The organism is Chloroflexota bacterium (assembly GCA_014360805.1).
Lineage (GTDB): Bacteria > Chloroflexota > Anaerolineae > DTLA01 > DTLA01 > DTLA01.
The window spans coordinates 1-15,717 of the sequence record JACIWU010000069.1; the positions used below are offsets into that span (position 1 = coordinate 1).

Annotated in this window: 11 protein-coding genes, 3 tRNA genes and 1 pseudogene; 12 read left to right on the plus strand and 3 right to left on the minus strand. The window is 69.4% G+C overall.

The features are described 5' to 3' along the window. Positions 1-242: 242 nt before the first annotated feature. Complete coding sequence (locus H5T65_11085; GenBank protein ID MBC7259781.1) at positions 243-1,610, plus strand: DUF2142 domain-containing protein; 1,368 nt, start codon at positions 243-245, stop codon at positions 1,608-1,610. Here the strand turns inward: H5T65_11085 and maf are convergent. Continuing rightward, positions 1,607-2,293, minus strand: coding sequence for a septum formation protein Maf (maf, locus tag H5T65_11090; protein ID MBC7259782.1), 687 nt, complete (start codon positions 2,291-2,293; stop codon positions 1,607-1,609). The two genes, H5T65_11085 and maf, sit on opposite strands and share 4 nt — an antisense overlap. After that, a complete protein-coding gene (locus H5T65_11095; GenBank protein MBC7259783.1) occupies positions 2,280-4,166 on the minus strand; it encodes an aldehyde ferredoxin oxidoreductase family protein in 1,887 nt (628 codons plus the stop codon). The genes maf and H5T65_11095 overlap by 14 nt, the downstream gene beginning before the upstream one ends. Positions 4,167-4,292: 126 nt before the next feature. Here H5T65_11095 and H5T65_11100 point away from each other — a divergent pair. The 3 genes from H5T65_11100 to H5T65_11110 all read left to right on the plus strand — a co-directional run bounded on the left by H5T65_11100 (position 4,293) and on the right by H5T65_11110 (position 4,557). After that, positions 4,293-4,366, plus strand: a tRNA-Pro gene (locus H5T65_11100). 28 nt (positions 4,367-4,394) lie between these two features. Continuing rightward, positions 4,395-4,466, plus strand: a tRNA-Gly gene (locus H5T65_11105). Between the two features lie 16 nt (positions 4,467-4,482). Next, positions 4,483-4,557, plus strand: a tRNA-Ile gene (locus H5T65_11110). 37 nt (positions 4,558-4,594) lie between these two features. Here H5T65_11110 and ftcD read toward each other — a convergent pair. After that, a pseudogene (ftcD, locus tag H5T65_11115) lies at positions 4,595-6,103 on the minus strand (glutamate formimidoyltransferase). 150 nt (positions 6,104-6,253) lie between these two features. Between ftcD and H5T65_11120 the strand changes: the two are divergent. The 8 genes from H5T65_11120 to H5T65_11155 form a co-directional block, all read left to right on the plus strand. After that, positions 6,254-7,846, plus strand: coding sequence for a hypothetical protein (locus tag H5T65_11120; protein MBC7259784.1), 1,593 nt, complete (start codon positions 6,254-6,256; stop codon positions 7,844-7,846). A 9-nt stretch (positions 7,847-7,855) separates the two neighbouring features. Next, a complete protein-coding gene (locus tag H5T65_11125; protein MBC7259785.1) occupies positions 7,856-8,446 on the plus strand; it encodes a hypothetical protein in 591 nt (196 codons plus the stop codon). Further along, entirely contained in the window at positions 8,443-9,795 is a 1,353-nt protein-coding gene (locus tag H5T65_11130) for a hypothetical protein (GenBank protein MBC7259786.1), read from the plus strand. The genes H5T65_11125 and H5T65_11130 overlap by 4 nt, the downstream gene beginning before the upstream one ends. 117 nt (positions 9,796-9,912) lie before the next feature. Next, a complete protein-coding gene (locus tag H5T65_11135; protein MBC7259787.1) occupies positions 9,913-11,220 on the plus strand; it encodes a hydroxymethylglutaryl-CoA reductase, degradative in 1,308 nt (435 codons plus the stop codon). Further along, complete coding sequence (locus H5T65_11140) at positions 11,217-12,263, plus strand: hydroxymethylglutaryl-CoA synthase (protein MBC7259788.1); 1,047 nt, start codon at positions 11,217-11,219, stop codon at positions 12,261-12,263. The genes H5T65_11135 and H5T65_11140 overlap by 4 nt, the downstream gene beginning before the upstream one ends. A gap of 15 nt (positions 12,264-12,278) precedes the next feature. Further along, a complete protein-coding gene (locus tag H5T65_11145) occupies positions 12,279-13,436 on the plus strand; it encodes a thiolase domain-containing protein (protein MBC7259789.1) in 1,158 nt (385 codons plus the stop codon). A 24-nt stretch (positions 13,437-13,460) separates the two neighbouring features. Continuing rightward, entirely contained in the window at positions 13,461-13,871 is a 411-nt protein-coding gene (locus H5T65_11150) for a Zn-ribbon domain-containing OB-fold protein (protein MBC7259790.1), read from the plus strand. A 349-nt stretch (positions 13,872-14,220) separates the two neighbouring features. After that, positions 14,221-15,717 (plus strand): UDP-N-acetylmuramoyl-L-alanyl-D-glutamate--2,6-diaminopimelate ligase (locus H5T65_11155; GenBank protein ID MBC7259791.1); only part of this gene is annotated, 1,497 nt, incomplete at its 3' end.

Sequence of the window (15,717 nt, forward strand, 5' to 3'; positions counted from 1 at the left end):
GTGCCTGTGCCCCGCCCGCCGCTAAAGCATCGGGCTGAAGGGGCGACGCCCTGCGGGCTGAAGGTAGGGACGCCGCATGCGTCGTCCCTACGCGGTGCGACGCCCCGCGTGGTGATGCGTGCCAGCATCTGCCCCCGTTCTCCGTGTCTGCGGGCGGCTTATCATTCCCCATAAGTCGCCTGCCGAGTGGAGATGGGGTAGAACGGGCGGAGGATTAGGCCAGACAGAGAGGAGCAGATCGCATGAAACCGCGCCTCATCCTGTTTCTCGGCCTGGCGCTCTCCGCCTGGTGCTTTGTGTTCACCCCGTTGTGGCAGATTCCCGATGAGCCGCAACACTACCAGTTGGCTCGGCTGGTGGCCGACCTGGGCCGCTGGCCCACCCTCTCCGACGTGTGGAGCGCCACGCAGTTGGGGCGGGAAGTGTACTCCTCGCTGGTGCGGAACCGTTTCTGGGAGATTCGCGCGCACAGGCCCCCGCCGCCCTCGCTCTGGGCCGACACCGCGCCCGATGTGCTCCTGCCGCCCATTGCCGCGTCGCCCGGGTACTACATGGTGGCGGCGGGCGCGCTTCGGCTCGCAGGCGGCGCCGGGGTGGATTCGCAGTTGCGGGTGCTGCGCGCGCTGTCGGTGCTTCTTGGGCTGGCGGAACTGTTTTTCGTCTTCCGTCTGGCCCGCGCTGCCTTCCCGCACCATGTGCAGATGCAACTGGCAGCGCTGTGCCTGGTGGCCTTCCTGCCCATGCGCGCCTACATGGCCGCAGGCGCGAACAGCGATACGTTGGCCGCTCTTGTGAGCGCGGCGGCCCTCTGCGCCATGGCGTCCTGGGCCGATGCGCCGCTGACGCCCGCGCGGGGCCTGTGCGTGGGGCTGCTCGTCGCCGTTTCTCTGCTTACGAAGCGCACCACGTTGTTCCTGATTCCCACGTGTGCGCTTTTCCTACTCCTCACCGGGCGCGGCGCAGGCCAACGCCGCAGCGTCTGGTGGCTGGGCGCAGGCGTCGCTGCGGCGGGCGCGTGCGCTCCGCTGGCCCTCTGGCTCCTCGTCCGGCCCGCGCTGGTCGCGCCCGGCCAGGTCTGGCCTTACCCCGGCGCGGCGCCCGGCGGGTTCCTCGCCATCCGCCCCGAATGGCTCGCGCGCCCGTTTTCGGCGGAGGCGTGGACGCCTGCCGCGCTTTGGGGATACGCGCGCGGGTTGTCCGTGGCCTTCGCGAGTTTTTGGGGGGCGTTCGGTTGGCTCACCGTGCGGCTGGGCGTCGGCTGGTACGCGGCGTTGGCCGCGCTCTCGGGAGCGGCCGGGCTGGGGCTGGTGCGCGGCCTTCGCCGGGCGGGCGGCCCGCTGTCCGGCGCCCAAATCCTGGTGGCCGTCGCCGCCGCGTTGGCCGTGCTCCAGGTCGTGGGCGTGGCGGTGGCCCAGGGCATCCCACAGCAGGGGCGGTACCTGCTTCCCGCGGCCGGCCCCATCGCCTGTTGCCTGGTGGCCGGCTGGAGTCAGTGGCTGCCCGCGAGGGCACAGCGAAGGCTCCCGCTCCTTGTGGGCGGCGCGCTGCTGTTGCTGAACGCCGCCGCCTGGGGCTTCTACATCTGGCCGGCGTTCCACGGCCCCGCCTAGTGGGTCGGCCTGCGCCCGGGCCAGTACCGAGGGTACACCTCGCACGGATAGTCTGTCGCGGCGCGGCACAGCGCGGGCACGTCGGCGTCCAGGGGCGCGCCCGCTCGCCAGAACGCGCGCGCCAGATGGCAAAGCGGCAACCCCATCACGTTGGCATAGCACCCTTCAATCCGCGCCACGGGGTGGAAGGCGTGGTTCTGGATGGCATACGCGCCCGCCTTGTCCATCGGGTCGCCGCTGTCCACGTAGGCCTGGATTTCGGCGTCGCTGTAGTCGCGCATCACGACGCGGCTCTCGGCGCGCTCCGTGATTTCGGCGCCGTCGGGGGCAATCAGGGTAACGCTGCTCAGCACGTCGTGCGCCCGCCCCCGCAGACGCCGCAGCATCGCCACGGCTTCATCCCGATCCGTTGGCTTGCCCAGCACCTGGCCGTCCAGCACGACAATGGTATCGGCTCCCACGACCAGCGCGCCAGGATGGCGGGCCGCCACCGCGCGGGCCTTCCTTGCGCTCAAACTGCGAACGGCTTCCGCGGGCGACAGGTCGGCGCCGATGTCCTCGTCGGCATCGGACGAATCCGCCACGAAATCCAGCCCCAGGAGCCGGAAGAAGTCCCTGCGGCGCGGGCTTTTGGAGGCCAGAACGATTTTCGCAAGGCGGTTCCTGGGACTAGACACCGGCATCCCCCGCCCATTCCAGGCCCAACTCCGCCAGGCGCGCGGACGTGGGCCGCCCCGCGTCGTCCCAGCCCATCATCCCGTAGTACAGTGCCAGGGCGCGGCGGAACTCGTCGGGGTTCACCGCCACGCCTGCCAGCGGACCATCCGCGAACGGCTCGTGGAAGCGACGCGGCAGGCGGTCGTCGGCTTCCCCGAAGCCGCACCGCAGGTTGAACAGGCGCGCCATCTGCTGGCCCCGCTCGGATGCCTTCATCAGTTCCCAGAGGCTCACATTCCACCCCGTGATGTCCCGCACCAAATCCACCACCTGATTGGGCGAGTAGGGCATGAACTGGCACAGGCCCAGGCTGTTGTAGAGGTGGTTCCACGTGGACACGTAGTAGAAGGCGCGCACCTTGCGCTCGCTCAGGTCGTCCACCGGCATGGGCGACAGGATGCCCATCGGCCCGAACCGTTCGCGGAAGGAACGGCCCGCCTTGGCCAGCCCGTCGTCGTGCATGTTGTGCATGTGGTCGGCGCCCGTCGGCGAAACGGCGTAGCCGATCCCAAGCCCATGCTTGAATCGCGGCTCGTGCATGGGGATTTCCTGGCCTTTGACCGTCATCAGGAAACGCTCGGCGCCGCGCCCGATGGCTTTGGCCGCGCGCTGCGTCCCCTCGGCGAGGATGTCCCCCAGGCCGCGCCGCGCGCCGATGGCTTCCACCATCGCCAGCATGGCGTCGGCGTTGCCGAACCGAAGGTCTAGCCCGTCGGTATCCGCCCGCGTGAGGACGCCGTTCTCGTAGCATTCCATGGCGAAGGCGATGGCCATGCCGGTGCCGATGGTGTCCAGCCCCAGGGCCGCGCAACGCTCGTTGGCCAGGGCCACGGCGGCCAGGTCGCCCACCCCACAGCACGAACCCAGCGCCGCGACGGATTCGTATTCCGGCCCGCCGTACACGGGGTGCAGCACGTGTGGCCCGTGCACGCCGCCCACAATCCGCTTGCAGCGGACGATGCACGCCCAGCAGGAGCCGCGATTCACCAGAATCTCATCGCGCATGGTTTCGCCCGCGATGCGCACAGCCTGGTCAAAGTGCCCGGCCTGGAAGTTGCGCGTGGGCAGGCCACCGCTGGCATTCAGGTACTGCACCCCGCCGGCGGTGCCCGTGTCGCGGAATCCGGCATTGAGTTTCTCGTCGTTCGCCGCCAGCCACCTCGCCAGCGCCCGCACGCCGTCGGGGTTGGCGAGGGGCACCGGCTTGGTGCCGCGCACGGCGATGGCGCGCAGGCGTTTGGCCCCCATCACCGCTCCCAATCCGGTGCGCCCGTAGAAGTGCGTCAGGTCGTTGGCGATGCAGGCCAGCCGCGATTGCCGCTCGCCCGCCGGGCCTATCTGCGCCACCCGCACCCCGTGGTCGCCCAACTCCCGGCGGATGGCGTCTTGCGCCTCGGCGGTGGGAAGCCCCCAGAGGTGCGCGGCCGGGCGGATTTCCGCCTGGCCGTCGCGGATGTGCAGGTAAACCGGCGTGTCGGCTTGGCCCTCAATCACCACGGCGTCAAACCCCGCGCGTTTCAGTTCCGCGCCCCAGAATCCGCCCGCTTCGGCGTCGCCGTATCCACCCGTGAGGGGCGAGCGCGCGCCCGCGCTGTTGCGGCCGGCTCCCGCAATCGGCGCGCCCGTAACCACCCCCGCCGCGAAGATGAGACGGTTCTCCGGCCCCAGCGGGTCGGCGTCGGCGGGCACTTCCCGCAGCAACGTGTGGGCGATGAGGTTGCGGCCTCCCAGGTGGGCGCGGTAGAACTCTTCGCCCGGGGCTTCCTCGCGGATGTCTCCGGTCGTGAGGTTGACCCGCAAAATGCGGTTGTGATAGCCAAACCGTTCGGCGTCTCCCATGATGTCCTCCTCCTACAAGGGTTGCGCGGCGCGCGGGCGTCGGCGACAGGGCCGCGTGTTTGCCCGCGCTCACTTTGACGTCCGGCCCAAAACGGGCTATACTTATGTCCGTAGCACACGCCGATGCGGGGTGTAGCGCAGTTGGCTAGCGCGCAGCGTTTGGGACGCTGAAGTCGGAGGTTCAAGTCCTCTCACCCCGACCTGGCGGCGGATGCATCGTCGCAACGAGCGGGAGTAGCTCAGGGGTAGAGCACCTGCCTTCCAAGCAGGCTGTCGCGAGTTCAAATCTCGTCTCCCGCTCCTGCGCGTCTTTCTGGGGCCCATAGCTCAGCGGCAGAGCGGCCGGCTCATAACCGGTTGGTCGCTGGTTCGAATCCGGCTGGGCCCACCACCCCGCGGGCGCAGTCCCCATCCATCGGGGACTGCCCCTACATCCGCGCCGCGACAATGGCTTCTATCTCGTCGGCCAGCGCCTTGCCTTTCTCCAGCAACGCGGCTGCCTCGGCCCTCAAGGTGGCCGCCACTTCGGGGTTCCTGATGTCCCTGGCGTTGATTTCCACGTTGAGCAAGGCCCCGCGCAGCGCGGCCAACGCCATGTAGCCCGCCACGCCGCTGTCGCAGATGCACGATGCTTTTCCCTTCTGGGCCACCCGCTGGGTCAGGCCCAGCACTTCCACGCTGGCCCTGGCCACCTGCAGGGGCACTTCCGCGGCGGCCACCAATGCGCTCTGGATGGCCTCGCGGCGGCGCGCTTTCTCCTCGTCGGTGCCTTTGGGCATGGCGAAGGCCCGCATGACGGCGTCGTAGGCTTCGCTGTCGCGCCGCACGGCTTCGGCCAGGTCGGCCCGCAGGCGCTCCGCGCGCGCCCGAATCTGCTCCATCTCCGGCGCCACGGCTTCGTAGCCGGCTTTGCCAACGGTCAGCCCGGCGTGCATTTGCACCAGCGCTGCGCCGAGCGCCCCCGCCAGCGCTGCGACGCTGCCGCCCCCCGGCGTGGGCGTGGCCGCCGCCACGGCGTCCAGCATGGCCGTCGGCGTGATGTCCTCGTTTTCCTCCGCGAGGCGGTTCTCCAGAATCTGCTCGTCCGAGAAGCGGTGAAGGCTCAGGTACCATTTCGCCGCATCCACCAGTGCCTCTACCGGCGTCAGCCCGACGATCTCGCTCTCCACAACCGCCACGCCGTATCGGCTGGCCTCCGCGCGTATCGCCTCCACGACGCGGTGCAGCGGCGTCTGCCGATAGTCGGTCATGTTCATGGTAACCTGTACCACGCTGCCGGCAGGGACGCCCAGCGCCTTGACGTGGCGGAACCCGCCGCTGGAATGCCGCACCGCCTTGGCAATCGCCTTGGCAATCGTCAGATCCGACGTGCCCAGGTTCACGTTGAAGGCGATGAGGAAGGGGCGAGCGCCGATGGCGGTGGCTCCGGCGGGTCCCATCTCGGCCGGGCCGAAATCCGGCGCGCGGTCGGGGTTCGTTCGGATTTCCTCGCGCAGCCCCTCGTACTCGCCGCGTCGCACGTCGGCCAGGTTCTGGCGGTCTGGGCGCGTGGCTGCCGCCTCGTACAGGTACACGGGGATGCCCAATTCGCGCCCCACCCGTTCGCCCAGGCGCCGCGCGATGGCGACGCAATCCTCCATCGTAACGCCGCGCACGGGCACGAAGGGCACCACATCGGTCGCGCCCATGCGCGGATGCGCGCCCTTGTGCTTCCGCATGTCAATGAGCGAGGCCGCCGCGGCGATGCCCTCAAACGCGGCCCGCTCCACCGCCTCGGGCGACCCCACCATGGTAACCACCGAGCGGTTGTGGTCGGGGTCCGACTCCACGTCCAGCACACGCACGCCCGGTACCCCGCGCATGCGCTCCACAATCTGCTGCACGACCTGGGGATCGCGCCCCTCGCTGAAATTCGGCACACACTCTACAATGCGTTTCACACCGCCTCCTTGATGCTCCACATTGGTGGGACTCGCCGTCCATTCTACATAGCCGAACCTCCCTCGTCAATTGCCCCACTCCCCCAGATGTGATAGAATCGGCCCACTCCGGGCGACCGGCGCAATCCGTTTGTGAACTGGCGCAGGATGATGACACTGCTGAACCCGTGGACGCTTCTCGTTTGGATGGCGCTGTGGGCCATCCTCATCCAGGCCCTGGGCCGACGCCTTCCGACGTGGGCGCGCGCGGCGCTGGCGGGCGCGGGCATGACCGTCGCCGCGATCCTCGCCGTTGCGCTCCGACTGTCGGCGGACAGCGCGCCCGCGGCGCTGCCGTGGCCGGCGTCGCTGGGGCGCGGCCCTGCGCTGGCCGCCGACGCGGAGATGTTCCCCTTCGCGGCCATCCTCATCCTGGCGCTGGCCGGGGCCATGCTGGCGGATGTGGGCGCGTGGAATCGCTGGCCTCGCGCCGGACTTCTGACCGCCGCGGCGCTGTTCTCGGTGTACGCCGAGAATCTCCTGGCGCTGGCCATGGCCTGGGTTCTGCTGGAGGTTTTGACGTTGGGACGGAGCGGCGCGGGCGAGGCCGACGACGCGTCCGTCGGCGCGTGGAGCGCCTTCTGGGGGAGCGTGGGCCTGGCGGCGATCCTTTGGGTATGGCACGAGACGCAGGGGGTCAGCCTGCGGCCCTACGAGGTCGCCGCGTGGACGCCGCGCGCGCGGATGCTGCTCGTCGGCGTGGCCCTGATTCGGATGGGTGTCTTCCCGCTGGTCTCGCGGCGGCTGTCGCAAGGGGCGCACGGCGACTCGCCGCTGGATGCAGCGGCGTTGGCGCCGACGGTCGCGGGAGTGGCGCTGGCCCAGCGGGCCGCCTTCGTGGGGCCTCTCCCGCAGCCCCAAGCGGTGCTGTGGCTCGGCGCCCTGGGAACGTTGGCCTGCGGCATGGCGGCCTGGTTGCACGCCGAACCCCGGCAGCGGGTCGCGTGGGCGCTGGGCGCGCCCCTGGGAATCTTACTGATGATGTGGGCCGAAGGCGTCGCCCCGGCCCCCTTGCCCTTCGTGGCAATCGCCGCGTCTGTCGGCTTGGGCGTGGGCCTGTGGGCCGTCCGCTGGCAGACGCCGCAATATTGGGCATGGTCCCCGCGGCGAGTGGTGGGGGTAGCCCTGGGGCTGGCTCCTGTGGCCGTCGCTTGCGCGGGGCCGCTGTCGCCGGCCATGGCCTCGGTTCTCGGGTTGTGGCAGTCTCTCCTGAATCGGTCCGGCTTTGTTCTGCTGGTGTTCGCGCTGGCCGGGCAGATGTTTGCCATGGCGGCCCTGTGGCATCCGGGCGTGGCTCCGTCGCCCGCGCGCGACAGAATCCGCATGGGCGTTTTCGCCGCCTGGGGCCTCGTGGCGCTGGCCCTGGCGTTGGGGCCGCGGTGGGCGCTGCTACTGGGCGGCCACACGTCCGCATGGGGCGGCGTGGCGCTGTCGCCCGGGGCGTGGGCGGCGCTGGTGCTGCCCCTGCTGGGGGCCACGACGCTGCCCGAATTGGGGAACCTCGGCGACGCCTGGCGGGAATACGGACCAAGCGCCGGCAGAATCCTGGGGCTGGGATGGCTGCGCAGGGGCGTGGCTGCCCTGGGGAACAGGCTCGCGCTGGCCCTTCGCGGCCTGGAGACGCTGCTGTGCAGCGATGATTACGTCCTTTGGGCGCTGGTGCTCCTGCTCGGACTCGTTTTGATGTTGGGGATTCTGTAGGGGGAAGACGTGGCATCCATTCCCGTGAACCCGCTGTTGGGCTTTGGGCTTCTGGCCGGGGGCATCGTCGTGGCGACGCTGGCCTCCGACGCGCGGCTTGCGCTGCTCGCGCTGCTGGCGCAATACGCGGGGAGCGCGTTCGTCGCGGCGTCGGCTTCGACCCAAAGCGTCGCGTGGCTGCACATCGCCGTGGGCGGGATGGCGACGGCGATGCTGTACCTGGGCCTTCGCGCGCGCCCCTCGCCCCACGCGGGCGGCGTCCCTGCCCTGGGGTTGCCGTTTCGGGCGGCGGCGCTGCTGATGGCTCTCGCCGCGTGCGTGTTGTTGGCGTTGCGCTGGCCGCTCCCCTACGCGGGCGATGGAGTCTCGCTGGCATGCTTTGCGCTGGTCGGGGGATTCGTGGCCCAGATGGGCCTGTTCCGCGAGCCTGAGCGGGTTGGGGTGGCGACGCTGTCGCTGCTGAACGCAGCGGTGGTGTACGTGCAGGCGGCGGGCGGCGGGCCTCTGCTCACCGCGCTCCTGCTGTGCGGCCACCTTCTGACGGGCCTGGCTTCGGGCCACCTGGCGGCCGTTTGGGGCGCTTCGGAGGGGGAAGGATGACCGCCGCGACGGGGTATCTCCTGCTCGGCCCACTTGTGCTCTTCGCGCCGCTGTACGCGCTGCGCGGGCTGAAGCGGTGGGGGGCGCTCCTGGCGGCGGTCGGCCTTGCGCTGGAAGCGTTCGGCTGCATCCGCCTGCCCGCCGACGCGGGCGTGGCCCTGCTCGGCCACACGCTGGTGCTGGACGACGCGGGACGCATGGCGCTGGCCTGGGCGTCGGGCGCATCGGCGGTGCTGGCGCTCGCGGCGGCCCTGCTGCCCGACTACGCATCCTTCGCGCCGTTCCTGCTGCCAGCGATGGCTGGGACAGGCGCGGCGCTGGCGGTTGAACCTGGGCCGACGTCGCTTGTGGCGCTGGGGTTGGTGTTCCCGTTGGCGGTGTGGTTGTTCCAGGCGACAGGCGCGCGCGTCGGGCGCGGTGCGTCCCGCGCCATGGCGATGGGGGCCGTGGGGCTGTGCGCATTCGCCGTGAGCGATGTCCTGCTTGCCCGCGCCCTCGCCGCCGAAGTGGAGCAAGCGCCCCCGTGGGCGGCGCTGGGCACGCTTGCCGTGGTCGGGGCCGCCGCGTACCTCGGACTGTTCCCGTTCTGGGCGTGGGTGCGAGGAATGGCCGACGCAGGCCAGCCCCTTGCGGCGGGGTGGGTCATGGGTGCGCTCCAGCCGATTATCCTGGTAAGCCTGGCGCGGGCGTGCGTCCGATACCCCGAACTTCTGGCGTCGGCGCAGGCGGGGCAGATGGCCGTGGCTGTGGCGGTCGTCGGCGTCGTCGTGGGCGCTGTCTTCGCCGTCGACAGCAACCGCCCCTCGCGGACGCTGGCCTACACGGCGCTGGTGGGCATGTCGGTTTTGGCGCTGCGGCTCTTCGGCGCCGACGGGCAAACCTCGGGTGCGTTCTGGTTTGCAGTGGCCGCCTACTCCGCGTCGGTGGCGCTGGCGGCCATCGCCCTCGCGTCCGTGGAGGGCGGCTCGGCGCGGCGGTTGGACGAGTGGGCAGGCGCTGCCCGCGAACGCGCCGCAGGGATTGCGCTCCTGACGGTCGCCGCGCTTGGGCTGTGCGGCCTGCCCGCGGGCGTCGGGTTCTGGGTGCACGCGTCGTTGGGTGCGCCTCTCGCGCCTGTGCCCGCGTGGGCAGGGTTTGCGTTGAGGGCCGCGCCTCTGGTTGCCAGCCTCGGCTGGGGACGGGTGTTGTGGGTCAGCGTCCACCCGTCGGTGGCACCGCGCGCGCAGTGCGGTCGCCTGGCCAGAGCATACCTGTGGGCGCTGGTCGCTGCGGGGGTGGGCCTGTTCCTCTGGCCTTCGCTCCTCATGCGCCTGGGCGAGATGTTCGCCACGGCGCTTGGCAGCCTCTGACAGAAAATCGCCCCAACTTGATAGTTTTTGACAGACTTTCTGTGCTATAGTGGTGTTGTGCGGGAAGGCGGCAACGGTTGTTGCGCCTTCTTTGCGCGTCTATGGGAGGAGGGCTTTTTGACCGAACGGAAGCGCACCTCGGAGATCAGCGGCCTTTACACCCTCGGCATCGCGCAGAGGCAGCTCCTGGTGCAGGAGTGGGCGAATCTGGCCGACGATGAGGTCGCTGCTCTGGAAGCGAGCCTGTCGCTGGAGCAGGCCGATAAGATGATAGAGAACGTGGTGGGGCGCTGCGCTCTGCCACTGGGAATCGCCACGCACTTCCTGGTGAACGGCGTGGAGTACCTGGTGCCGATGGCGATTGAGGAAGCCTCGGTCGTCGCGGGCGCCAGTTTCGCCGCCAAACTCTTCCGCCAGGGGGGCGGCTTCAAGGCCCAGGCCCTGGGGCGCGAGATGATCGGGCAGATTCAGGTGCTGGGCCTCGCCGATTTGGACGGGGCCGAGCGCGCCCTGCGGGAAGCCCAGGCGCGCATCCTGCGCCACGCCGATTTCCTGCAGTCGGGGCTAGCGGCCAGGGGCGGCGGGGCGCGGGGGCTGGAGATTCGGCGCTTCCCCGAGTCGCCTGTGGGGCCGATGCTGGTGGTGCACCTGCTCTTTGACACCGTGGACGCCATGGGGGCCAACGCCATCAATACGATTGCCGAGGGCCTCGCGCCGATGATTGAGGAGATCACCGGCGGGCGCGTGAACCTGCGCATCCTGTCCAACCTGACCGACCGCCGCATGGCGCGGGCGGAAGGGCAGATTCCCACCCAGGCACTGGCGCGCTACGGCATGAGCGGCCAGGAGGTCATGGAGCGGATTCTGGAGGCCGCCGCCCTGGCCGAGGTAGACCCATATCGCGCCGCCACCCACAACAAGGGCATCATGAACGGCATAGACGCGGTGGCGCTGGCCACGGGCAACGACTGGCGGGCGCTGGAAGCAGGGGCGCACGCCTATGCCGCCCGCAACGGCCGCTACGCGTCGCTGAGCCGTTGGTGGCGCACGGAGACGGGAGATTTGGCTGGCTCGCTGGAGATGCCGCTGGCCGTGGGCGTGGTGGGCGGCGCCACGCGGTCGCACCCGACGGCGCGCCTGGCGTTGAAGATTCTGGGCGTCCAGTCGGCGGCGCAACTGGCCGAGGTGATGGCGGCGGTGGGCCTGGCCCAGAACTTCGCGGCGCTGCGGGCGCTGGCGACAGAGGGCATCCAGCGCGGGCACATGGCGCTGCACGCGCGCCAGGTTGCCGTTGCGGCGGGCGCCCAGCCCCACGAGGTGGACATCGTCGCCGACCGCATGGTCGCCGAGAACAACATCCGTCCCCAGCGGGCGGAGGAGATATTGCGACTACTTCGCACGCATTCGGAGAACGCAGATTCATGAAACCGATTAGAGATGTAGGAATCATCGGATACGGCGCGTACATTCCGCGCTACCGCCTGCCGGCCAGCGAAATCGTCCGCGTGTGGAAGGGGGGCGACGGCGACACGCCCATCGCGGAGAAAGCCGTGCCAGGCCCCGACGAGGACACGGCCACCATTGCCATTGAGGCCGCGCGCAACGCCTTGAGCCGCGCGGGAATCGCGCCGCAGAAAATCGGCGCGGTGTGGGTGGGCAGCGAGTCGCACCCCTACGCCGTCAAGCCGACGTCCACCATCGTGGCCGAGGCCATCGGCGCCACGCCCGAGACCCAGGCGGGCGACTGGGAGTTCGCGTGCAAGGCCGGCACCGAGGCGATGCAGGCCGCCTTCGGGTTTGTGGCGTCGGGCATGGCCCCGTATGCGCTCATCGTCGGCGCCGACACCGCCCAGGGCCGCCCGGGCGACGAGTTGGAGTACACCGCCAGCGCGGGCGGCGCAGCGTATATCATCGGCCTGCGCGAGGAGAGCCTCGCCTACCTGGAAGGCTCGTACTCCTACGTAACCGACACGCCCGACTTCTTCCGCCGCCCTGGGCAGGAGTACCCGACCCACGGAAGCCGATTCACGGGCGACCCGGCCTACTTCCGCCACATCCTGGCGGCGGCGCGGGGGCTGATGGAACAGTTGGGCACCCAACCGTCGGACTACCGCATGGCCGTCTTCCACCAGCCCAACGTGAAGTTCCCCAAGCGGGCCGCAAAAACGCTGGGCTTCACCGACGAGCAGATTCGGGCGGGCCTGCTGGCCAACGTCATCGGCAACACCTACGCGGGGTCTTCGCTGCTGGGGCTGACGGCGATGCTGGACGTGGCGGAGCCGGGAGACCGCCTGCTGCTGGTGTCCTTCGGGTCGGGCGCGGGCAGCGACGCCATGTCCTTCGTCGTAACCGACAAGATCACCGAGCGCCGAGACCGCGCGCCGTTCACGCAGGACTACATCCGACGGCGCAAGGTCATTGACTACGGCCTGTACGTGCGCTATCGCGGAAAACTGAAGATGCACTAACGAGCGAGGTTCGGGTTGAGAGACGTAAGCATTATCGGTATCGGTCAAACGGAAGTAGGGGAGCACTGGGGCAAATCGCTGCGCCACCTGGCCGGCGATGCCGTCCTGGCCGCCATGCGCGACGCGGGCATAGAACGGGCCGACGCGCTGTACGTGGGCAACATGCTGTCGGGCGAACTCAACGGCCAGGAGCACCTGGGGGCGCTCATCGCCGACTTCGTCGGACTTCGCGGCGTAGAGGCGGTGAAGATAGAGGCGGCCTGCGGCTCCGGCGCGGCGGCGGTGCGCATGGGCTATCTGGCCGTCGCCAGCGGGCTGCTGGATGTCGTGATCGTCGTGGGCGTGGAGAAGATGACCGACCAGAAGGGTGCCGTTACGACGGCGGGCCTGGCCATGGCTGCAGACGCCGAATACGAGGTCGTCAACGGCATCTCGTTCGTCTCGCTCAACGCGCTCCTGATGCAGCGGTACATGCACGAGTACGGCGTCCAGCACGAAGACTTCGCCGGATTCCCCATCAACGCCCACAAGAACGCGGCCACGAATCCCTATGCCATGTTCCGGAAGCCGATCTCGCTGGAGACGTTCAAGCGGGCGCGGATGGTCGCGGCCCCCATCAACCTGATGGACTCGTCGCCGGTGGCCGATGGCGCGGCAGCCGTGGTGCTGGCTCCGTCCGAGGTGGCCCGAAGGTTCCAGCCCGCATCCGTGCGCATCATCGGCTCGGCCAATGCCACGGACTCGCTGGCCGTCCACGACCGACGCGACCCGCTGTTCCTGAGCGCGGCTGCGCTGTCGGCGCAGAAGGCCTATCGCCAGGCGGGCATCGGGCCGAACGACGTGGACTTCTTTGAACTCCACGACGCATTCAGCATCACGGCGGCGCTCTCGCTGGAGGCGGCGGGGTTCGCCGAGCGCGGGCGCGGCGTGTACCTGGCGAAGGACGGCGAAATCGCGCTGGACGGCCGCATCCCCATCTGCACGTTCGGGGGGCTGAAGGCGCGCGGACATCCGGTCGGCGCTACCGGTGTGTACCAGATCGTGGAGGCCGTGCTGCAACTACGCCATCTGGCAGGACCCAATCAGGTGAAGAACGCGCGAATCGGCATGACGCAAAACATCGGCGGCAGCGGCGCCACCGTTATCACTCACATCCTGGCTGCCGAAGGGTAGCCCATTTTCCGGAGGTACAAATCCATGGCCATTCCTCAAAACTGGAGATTGCAGCATCAGCGATACCGCCTGACTGGCGAAGTGTGCCACACGTGCGGGGCCAAACTGTTCCCGCCGCGCGATGTGTGCCCCGAATGCGCCAAGCCCGCCTACGAGCCGTTCCAGTTCGCGGGCAAGGGCGAGGTGTATTCGTTCACCGTTCTGTCGGATGCGCCGGCGGGATACGAAGCCTACGAGCCCTATCCGGTGGCGCTGGTGAAACTGCAAGAGGGCCCGCTGGTAACGGCGCAGTTGACCGACGTGGACCCGCAGGATGTGCGCATCGGCATGCCTGTGGAGATGGTAACGCGGAAACTGACCGAGGACGGCGACGACGGCCTCATCGTGTACGGCTACAAGTTCCGGCCTGTGCTGAAGGCCGCCGCCAACGGCTAGGGTTTGGCCGCGTCGGGCATTGGAACCCGACCTACGGCCAGGTATGGAAACCTGGCCTACGTTGGAGGAGGCGTGTAGGGCGGCTATCCCTAGCCGCCGGTCGGGTATGGGAACTCCTACCACGGCCAGGTATGGAAACCTGGCCTACGTTGGAGGGGGCGTGCAGGGCGGCTATCCCTAGCCGCCGGTCGGGGACGGGAACTCCGACTACGGCCAGGTACGGGAACCGGACCTACGGGTTGCGGGCGGCCTCGCCCGCCTTTTGCCTCGCGCTTCGCCGCCGGGTATAATCCACCACGGCGGCGAAGTGTTCTTGCCGCAGACCAGACCCCCGACCAGGATGGACACTATGCGGCTCTCTAGACTATGCAGCGCATTGCCCCATTGGGCGCAAACGCAGGGCGGCGACCCTGATGTGCTGGCCATAGACACCGACTCCCGCAAAGTTCAGCGGGGGAGTCTCTTCGTCGCCATACCCGGCGTGGAGGTGGACGGGCATCGGTTCATCCCTCAGGCCATAGATCGCGGCGCGGCGGCCGTCGTGTTCTCCGACCCCACATGGGACGGCGCGCTGTCGCAATGGCCGCACGTGGCCGCCGTGCGCGTGCCCGATAGCCGCGAGGCGCTGGCCTACCTGTCGGCGGCCTGGCACGGCTTCCCAGGGCGCGCCCTTCGGGTCGTCGGCGTAACGGGCACCGATGGCAAGACGACGACCGCGAACCTCATCGCGGCCATCCTGTCGGCGGCGGGCATCCCCACCAGCCTCATCAGCACCGTCAACGCGCGCATCGGCGACCGCGAGTACGACACGGGCCTGCACACCACGACGCCCGACGCGCCCGACGTGCAACGCTACCTGGCCGAGATGGTGGCCGCCGGAAGCCAGTATGCCGTGCTGGAGGCCACGTCGCACGGCCTGGCCCAGCACCGCGTTACCGCCTGCGAGTTTGACGTGGCCGTGGTAACCAACATCACCCACGAGCACCTGGACTACCACGGCAGTTACGAGGCGTACCGCGACGCCAAGGCGCGGCTGTTCTGGGCGCTGTCGCAATCTCATCGGAAGCCCGACACCCCGAAGGTCGCCATCCTCAACGCCGACGACTCGTCCTACGACTTCCTGCGGCAGATTCCCGCCGACGTTCGCATGGCCTACAGCACCCGGCCGGGCGCCGCCGACGTGAGCGCCGTGGACGTGAGCCACTCGCCCCAAGGCCTGCGCCTGCGGGCCGCAACGCCCGTGGGCGAAGTGGAGATGCGCTCGCCTCTGGTGGGCATGTACAACGCGCAGAACATCCTGGCGGCGGTGGCGCTGGGCGTCTCCCAGGGCATCGGCCTGGACGCCATACGGCAGGGCGTGGAGGCCGTGCGTGGGGTCAAGGGGCGGATGGAAATCATAGACGAGGGCCAGGACTTCACCGCCATTGTGGACTTCGCCCACACGCCCAACGCGCTGCAACGGGTGCTGGAGACCGCCAAATCGCTGTACGCGGGCAAGGTCATCGTGGTGTTCGGCAGCGCGGGGCTGCGCGACCGACAGAAGCGCGCGCTGATGGGGCACGTGGCCGGACGGCTGGCCGACCGCATCGTGATCACCGCCGAAGACCCGCGCACCGAAGACCTGAACGCCATCATGGAGGCCATCGCCCAGGCCTGCCGAGCCGAGGGCCGCCAGGAAGGGCGCGACTTCTGGAAAGTTGGCGACCGCGCCGAGGCCATCCAGTTCGCGGTGGACATGGCCGAGCCGGGCGATGTGGTTGTCGCGGCAGGCAAGGGCCACGAGCAGTCCATGTGCTTCGGCACCGTAGAGTACCCGTGGAGCGAGCACGAGGCCATGCGCGCCGCC